A 7,152-nucleotide genomic window follows, 5' to 3' on the forward strand; every position below is an offset into this window, starting at 1 on the left:
TTCATGCTCATCGAACGACGAACACCCTCGCAAGTTTAGGGTAGGCTACCCAGGAACGTGAAGGTGCGCTCCCGCCCTGGTCAGACCTGTTCCCACGGACCGAATTCGATCAAAACGTCAATTGCTGTCTTACCGTCTTGCGGCCGAACGACATGTTCGAGGGCATAGACCCTCGATCCCTCCGCAGCGCGAGCGAGATCGGAAATACCGGGCAGAATGGTCGGTTCGGGTGGACCGCCCACACCACGATGGAAGTTCTCGATGGAATGCCCCAAATAGAGGACCCGTCCGCCGGGCGTCAGCCACTCCCCGACGCGCTTCAAGGTTGCGGCCAGATGGTCGACCTCGAGGTGAAGAAAGCTGACCAACACCAGGTCGACCAGCCCTTCCGGCTGCCACTCGGTCGCGTCGCCGACCTGCCAGTCGACAGCCTTGTCCCCGTCACTCGCCCGTGCCAGATCGATCGCCACCGACGAGTAGTCGACCGCAGTCACCGACCAACCTTGCCCAGCCATCCACCGCGCGTGACGGCCGTCGCCGCAGGCCAGATCGATCGCGGTGCCCGGTCTCAGATCGGAAATTCTTGTTGCGACGGTTCCCGCCGGGTCGACTCCCCATGGCTCCGTCACCGCTCGGTATCGCTCGTCCCAGTCGCGTGCGTCCATGATTGCTCTCCCATATCCGTTTCACCGTTTCAGATCGGACGGTGCCCCCAGCAGCATAGAGAACCCTCGAATGTGACAGATCGATACCCCTGGGGGTATACAGGTGACGGACAGGAATACCCCCACCCGTATCAGGAGTGAAGATGTCAGCGACCAGAACAGTCACCGCGGACCCACCCACCCGAGCCGACGGCATACTTGCGCGTCTCGGTCGATCGATGGCGACTCACACCCGCCTCGTCGTCGGCGTCTGGTTGATCGCGTTGATCGCACTCGGCGCCGCAGCACCCAGCGTGTTCACCTCTCTGGCCGGCGCGGGTTGGCAGGCAAACGGATCCGAATCCGTGCAAGTTCGCGAGTTGGCCGAGCAGCATTTCGGTGGAAATTCCTCCGCCGCAGTACAGGTGGTCGTTCACTCGGATTCTCTACCCATCACGGATCCGTCGATGCAGCAAACCCTGGCCGCGGCAACGGAAATCTTTTCCGCGGACCCTCGCTTCGGCGAAGTGATCGCCCCGCAGCCCGGTATGACCATCAGCCCGGACGGACATACCGGCGTCATGGTCGCGGGCGCCAACGCGAGTACCGACGAGATGGTCAGCGCGGTAGACGAACTCGGCAAGAAGCTCACGGGCTTGTCCACCGACACGATCGAGGTGTACCCGACGGGTGCGTCGGCGTTGTGGAGCGATTTCAACAAGGCCAATCACGAAGCCATGATCAAAGCCGAAATGATGTCGTGGCCCGTCACTCTCGCGATCATGGTGTTGGCCTTCGGCTCCCTGGTTGCCGCGGGTCTACCACTACTGCTGACGCTTGCGGGCCTGGTCGCTTCGGCGGGTGGGCTTGTAATCCTCAACGAGATCACGCCGATTTCCGTGTGGGCCATGAACTTCGCGATGATGTTCGCTCTCGCGCTGGGCATCGACTACGCACTCTTCCTCGTCGCCAGGTTCCGGGATGCATTGCGAGCCGATCCGGATCCAAGGGCCGCCGTGGCTCAAACCATGGACACCGCCGGCAAGGCTGTGGTCCTTTCCGGCCTCACAGTTCTGGTCAGTTTGTCTGCGGTTCTCATCGTTCCAGCCCCGGCCGTACGCACGATGGCTGTCGGAATCATGCTCGCTGTGATCTTCGTTCTCGCCGCAACACTCACCCTGTTGCCTGCCGTGCTCGGCAGGATCGGCGCGAAGGTCAACGGCGGTTCTCTACCGTATGCAAAGCGCCAGCAGCACCGCTCCCCGATGTTCGCAGGTTGGGCATCATTGCTGCACAAGCACCCGTGGCCATTCGGCTTCGGCGCCTTACTCATCCTGATCGCACTCGTTGTTCCGGTCTTCGGACTGAAGGTGGCAATGCCCTCCATCGCCGTGGTTCCCGAGGACGCCCCGGTTCGCCAGGGCTATGAACTGGTGCAGCAGCAATTCGGGGACGGCGCCCCGGGGATGTTGCAGATCGTCACGTCCGCCGACGATGCAGCCGACACCTCACGTCTTACCATGAGCGTTGACGGCGTGGCCATGGTCACGCCAGCGCAACAAGCTGCCGACGGGTCCGATCTTGTTATGCTGCAAGCAGTTCCCACCGTCGACCCGTCAGATCCTGCGATGGAAACCGTCCTCGCCGACCTTCGGTCGCAACTGCCGGAATCGGCGCTCGTCGGCGGCGCTCCGGCCGAAAATCTCGACCTTCAGCAGGCACTCGACGACTACCTTCCCATCGTCGTGGTCGTGATTCTGACGCTCGGATTCCTGTTGCTGCTGATCGCCCTCCAGGCGCCTTTGATCGCCTTGATCGGCACGCTGGTCAGCCTGCTGTCCACTGGGGCCGCATTCGGAATCGCGAAGCTGATCTTCCAGGACGGCCACGGAGCAGGCCTGCTCGGCTTCGATCCCCAGGGGTTTCTCAACGGGTGGGGTCCGGTCTTCTTCTTCGCCATGATCTTTGCGATCGCGATGGACTACACCGTGTTCCTGCTTTCGAGTGCCAAGGAGCACTACGAACGCACAGGCGACCCCGCGATCGCACACATCGACGGCCTCGCGCATTCAGGTCGGGTCATTGCGGCGGCAGCAGCGGTGATGGTTGCGGTCTTCTTCACTTTTGCGCTCGCAGATCCCTTGCCACCCAAGGAAATGGGCATCATTCTCGGCGTAGCTGTCCTCCTGGACGCAGTGCTCGTCCGCTTGGTGCTGCTGCCCGTTCTCCTACGCCTCACCGGCCGGGCAGCCTGGTGGGCGCCGGCATGGCTGCGTCGCGTCCTGCCGAACATCAGCTTCTCGCATGGTTGATCGTGTACCCGACATCACTGTCCTACTCATACCCCCAGGGGTATGATGGGGACAAGAGAAATCAAAGCCGGCGACAGTGACAGCCCACGACGAGGAGTGCGCAATGACAACACCCACAGAACCGATAGCGATCGCAACCAAGGTCACCGGAACCTTCGACGACGTCGTCACCCGCACGCGTGGCGCTCTCGCCGAGCAGGGCTTCGGCATCCTGACCGAGATCGACATGCAGGCAACACTCAAGGCGAAGCTGGACGAGGACATGGAAAAGTACCTGATCCTGGGTGCCTGTAACCCGCCGTTGGCCCATCGGGCAGTTTCGGTGGATCGTCAGATCGGCCTCCTGCTGCCGTGCAACGTCGTCGTCCGCGAAGATACGACTACCGAGAATTCGTTCTTCGTCGAAGCGATGAATCCTGCTCTCATGGTTCAGGTTTCCGGCGAACCCGGCCTCGAGTCCGTGGCAGCCGACGCAGCCGTCAAGTTGCGCGCGGCCGTCGACTCGCTGATCTGACACCGCAGTCGGATCAAACACTGAATCAAGCAGTGACATGCCCCCAGGGGTACCCTTGACCGCAGCACGAACACTCGAGAAGGGGCCACCATGACCGGCGACGAAGAGAGCATTGCGCTCGTATTGAACAGACTGCGTCGTGCCCACGGCCAACTTGCCGGGGTCATCTCGATGATCGAGAACGGCCGCGACTGCAAGGACGTCGTCACGCAACTCGCCGCCGTGTCCAAGGCGCTGGACCGAGCAGGGTTCAAGATCGTCGCTTCCGGGCTGCGTGAATGCCTGAGCGGTGACAGCGCGGAAGGTCAGGAACCGATGACCGAGGCCGAACTCGAGAAGCTGTTCCTGGCACTGGCCTGAAACATGAGAAGGGCCTGACCTGCAGTTAGCAGGTCAGGCCCTTTCTCGCGTGCGGAAAACTACTTCGCCAGGAAGTCGATCAGCACCTTGTTCACGGCCTCCGGACGCTCGAGGTAGCCGTAGTGCCCGGCGTCGGGAATCTCTTCGTACGACGCCGTCGCGATGCAGTCCGCCACCTCGCGGGAGAGGTAGGGCGGGATCATGCGGTCGTCGGCGAAAGCGACGGACAGGCACGGGCGCATGATCGACTTGTACGCACCCCGTCGATCGAAGGCGCGGTCCATACCGAGCTGTGCGCGAACACCCGGTGACGTTGCGCCGCCGGTGAACTCGAAGATATCCATCCAGTCGCGCGCCGAGTGATCGTCTGCCAGCGTGGCCGGCGAGAGGTTCATCACCGCGGTCACTGCGGCACGGTACTTGGCCGGCAGAGCGACGCCACTGTCGAACAACTGGCGCTCGCCCTCGGTCAGGACCTGCTGGAAATGATCCATCCGGGCGTGGCCGGCGAGGAACACTGCTTTGCGAACCAGATCGGGCCTGGCGAGCGTCAGTTCCTGCGCCACCCGGGAGCCCATCGAGGTGCCGATGACATGGGCCGGACCGCCACCGAGGTGCTCGATCAGTCCGGCGGTGTCTGCGACCATGTCGGGCATCGTGATGCCGCCGAGGCTCTCGCCGGACGGTGCGATTCCGCGGTTGTCGAAGGTGCAGACTCGGTAGCCGGCGGCCACCAGCGCCGGGGTCTGGTGCAGATCCCAGACGCGGCCGGGGCTGCCGGTCCCCATGATGAGCACCACCAGATCTCCATCACCCTTGACCTGGTAATTGATGGGGATTCCGTTGATTGTGGCGACCGTCATGTCAGCCTTCCTCCTCGTACGTGTGATCAACAATTTTGGTTGGATAGCCTAAGCTGATGGGCGGTCGTGTGACCGCAACCCCAGCCCATGCTCGTCCAGGAGGACCCCCGTTGAGAGTCGCTACGCTCGGATACCAAACCTGGGGCCACCGTACCCTGCAGGCCTTGATCGACTCCGATCACGAGGTCGTGCTGGCAATCACACACCCGAAGAGCGAACACGTCTACGAACAGATGTGGGCGGACTCGGTTGCAGATCTGGCGGCCGAGAACGGTGTACCCGTTCACGTGGCGAACAAGCCTGACGACGCCTTCAAAGCCGCGCTGGCCGAAGCAGCTCCCGACATCATCGTCGCCAACAACTGGCGTACCTGGTTGCCTGCGGAGGTCTTCGACGCACCCAAGTACGGCACCCTCAACATCCACGATTCGCTGCTGCCCAAGTACACGGGATTCTCCCCGCTCATCTGGGCTCTGATCAACGGCGAAGAAGAAGTCGGGCTCACGGCGCACCTGATGGACGAGGAACTCGATGCGGGCGACATCGTGCTGCAGCGTTCGACGACGGTCGGCCCGACCGACACCGTCACCGATCTGTTCCACCGCACGATCGACATGATCGGCCCCATCACACTCGACGCCCTGGATCTGATCGCGTCCGGCCGTACCGACTGGACGGCGCAGGACCGATCGCAGGCCACGTTCTTCCACAAGCGCGCACCGCAGGACAGCCACGTCGACTGGTCCTGGCCCGCCGAGGTCATCGAGCGTTTCGTCCGGGCACAGTCCGATCCGTACCCCAACGCTTTCGCCGAGTTCAAGGGCCAGCGCATCCGCATCCTGAAGGCGTCCGTCTCACGCGGGCACTACGGCGGAACCCCCGGCCGAGTGTTCATCCAGGAAGACGACGGCATGGTGATCGTCGCGGGCCCCGACGCGTGGTCGGGCAAGAACAAGGGACTGCGGATCGAGCGCGTCCGACTCGACGACGGCAGCGAGTACACCGCCGCCGAGTTCTTCCCCCACGGCGGCGGGTACCTCACCTGATCGCCGGATCAGACCCCCTCAGTACAAAACCCAGTACAAACCCCTCAGTCGCGACCTTCCCAGGCCGCCCACAGTTGTGCGTAACGCCCGCCCGCGGACACCAGTTCGCGGTGCGGGCCTTCTTCTACGATCTGTCCGTGTTCGAGCACGATCACTCGGTCGGCGCCCGCAGCCTGCGTAAGCCGGTGTGCGACAACCAGAGTGGTGCGGCCCTCCGTAGCGGCGTCGGCAGTCACTTCCAGTTCCCGCGCTCCGGCGCTGCCCGCCTCCGCTGTTGCCTCGTCCAGTACGGCGACGGCGGGATCGGCCAACACCAGTCTCGCCAAAGCCAACTGCTGCGCCTGCGCCGCTGTCATCTCGTGTCCGCCTTCGCCGACGACGGTCAGCATTCCCTCGTCGAGAGCCTCCACCCACTCGTACGCGCCGACCGTCCGCAGTGCCGCGGCAACGTCCTCGTCCGAGGATTCGGGAGCCGCCAATCTCAGATCCTCGATCAGGGGTCCGGCAAAGACATGGACCTCCTGACTCACGATCGCGATGTGGCGTCGTAGGTCGTCGAGGTCGGCAAGCGGGACACCGCCGATCGACACCCGGCCCGACGTCGGAGTGATCGAACCGGCAGCGATCGCCGCGAGCGTCGTCTTTCCGGCTCCGGTCGAACCGACGAGCGCCACGCGCTCCCCCGCTCGCAGTGTGAGGCTCACTCCGTGGAGAACCTCATGACCGCCGTCGTAGCTGTGCCGAATGTCATCCAGACGCAGCGAACCGTCGGCCGGAACGGAACCTGCATCCGTCGAAGGCTCCGTTTCCTCGATCTCGACGACGCCGACCAGTCGCGCGAGGCTGGCGCCGGCCGACTGCACTTCGTCGAAGGTGTAGAGCAGCGAGCCGATCGGGTTGAACAGGCGGTGGAACAGCAGGGCAGCAGTCGTCGTCTGGCCGACTGTCACGACGTCCTCACGGACCAGCAGGAATCCGACGACGAGAATCATGGACAGGCCCACGAATTCGGCGCGGTTACCTCGACCGGCGAACCTCGTGAACAGGCCGAACACTCCGACTGCCAGATCGCGCGCTTTTGCCGACGCCGCATCGATCTGCCCGAGGTGTTCCTTCTCGAGGCTGTACGCGCGGACCGTCTTCGCACCCTGGAGACTGCTGATCAGCGCTTGTGAACGAGCGCCCATCGCTACCCGCTCGGCTGCGTAAACAGGAGCCGAGCGTGGCAGGTACCACTTGAGCGCCAGCGCGTACATCGGCAGCGCGACCATTCCGGCCAGACCGAGTCGCCAGTCGAGTCCGAGCATGGTCACCATGCTCAGAGCCACGAGCAGAACCGCCGCGATCATGCCGGGAACCACGTCGGACACGGCCTTGGCGATCACCGACACGTCGTCGCCGACACGCGAGAGC

Annotated in this window: 7 protein-coding genes; 4 read left to right on the top strand and 3 right to left on the bottom strand. The window is 63.5% G+C overall.

The window, feature by feature from the left end; genetic code table 11:
- Nucleotides 1-80: 80 nt before the first annotated feature.
- Nucleotides 81-665, bottom strand: a complete 585-nt coding sequence (locus tag ACYP01_RS10325; protein WP_459679807.1) for a class I SAM-dependent methyltransferase — start codon at nt 663-665, stop codon at nt 81-83.
- Between the two features lie 143 nt (nt 666-808).
- Here ACYP01_RS10325 and ACYP01_RS10330 point away from each other — a divergent pair, with 143 nt between their 5' ends.
- From ACYP01_RS10330 to ACYP01_RS10340, 3 genes are all read left to right on the top strand, one after another.
- Nucleotides 809-2,956: an MMPL family transporter gene (locus ACYP01_RS10330; protein ID WP_459679809.1), complete on the top strand. Its 2,148-nt coding sequence runs from the start codon at nt 809-811 to the stop codon at nt 2,954-2,956.
- 103 nt (nt 2,957-3,059) lie between these two features.
- Complete coding sequence (locus tag ACYP01_RS10335; RefSeq protein ID WP_003945447.1) at nt 3,060-3,470, top strand: DUF302 domain-containing protein; 411 nt, start codon at nt 3,060-3,062, stop codon at nt 3,468-3,470.
- Between the two features lie 90 nt (nt 3,471-3,560).
- Nucleotides 3,561-3,830 carry a metal-sensitive transcriptional regulator gene (locus ACYP01_RS10340; RefSeq protein WP_007734349.1) on the top strand — a complete coding sequence of 90 codons (270 nt, stop codon included), beginning with the start codon at nt 3,561-3,563 and terminating at the stop codon, nt 3,828-3,830.
- Nucleotides 3,831-3,889: 59 nt separating this feature from the next.
- On the opposite strand, the gene ACYP01_RS10345 is transcribed toward ACYP01_RS10340, so the two are convergent.
- Nucleotides 3,890-4,693, bottom strand: coding sequence for an alpha/beta fold hydrolase (locus ACYP01_RS10345; RefSeq protein ID WP_459679814.1), 804 nt, complete (start codon nt 4,691-4,693; stop codon nt 3,890-3,892).
- A 110-nt stretch (nt 4,694-4,803) separates the two neighbouring features.
- Between ACYP01_RS10345 and ACYP01_RS10350 the strand changes: the two genes are divergently transcribed.
- The gene (locus ACYP01_RS10350) at nt 4,804-5,739 is read left to right on the top strand and encodes a methionyl-tRNA formyltransferase (RefSeq protein WP_459679816.1); all 936 of its coding nucleotides are present in this window, start codon (nt 4,804-4,806) and stop codon (nt 5,737-5,739) included.
- A 44-nt stretch (nt 5,740-5,783) separates the two neighbouring features.
- On the opposite strand, the gene ACYP01_RS10355 is transcribed toward ACYP01_RS10350, so the two are convergent.
- A partial coding sequence (locus ACYP01_RS10355) for an ABC transporter ATP-binding protein (RefSeq protein WP_459679818.1) occupies nt 5,784-7,152 on the bottom strand: 1,369 nt, incomplete at its 5' end.

The organism is Rhodococcus sp. no. 34 (assembly GCF_054589475.1).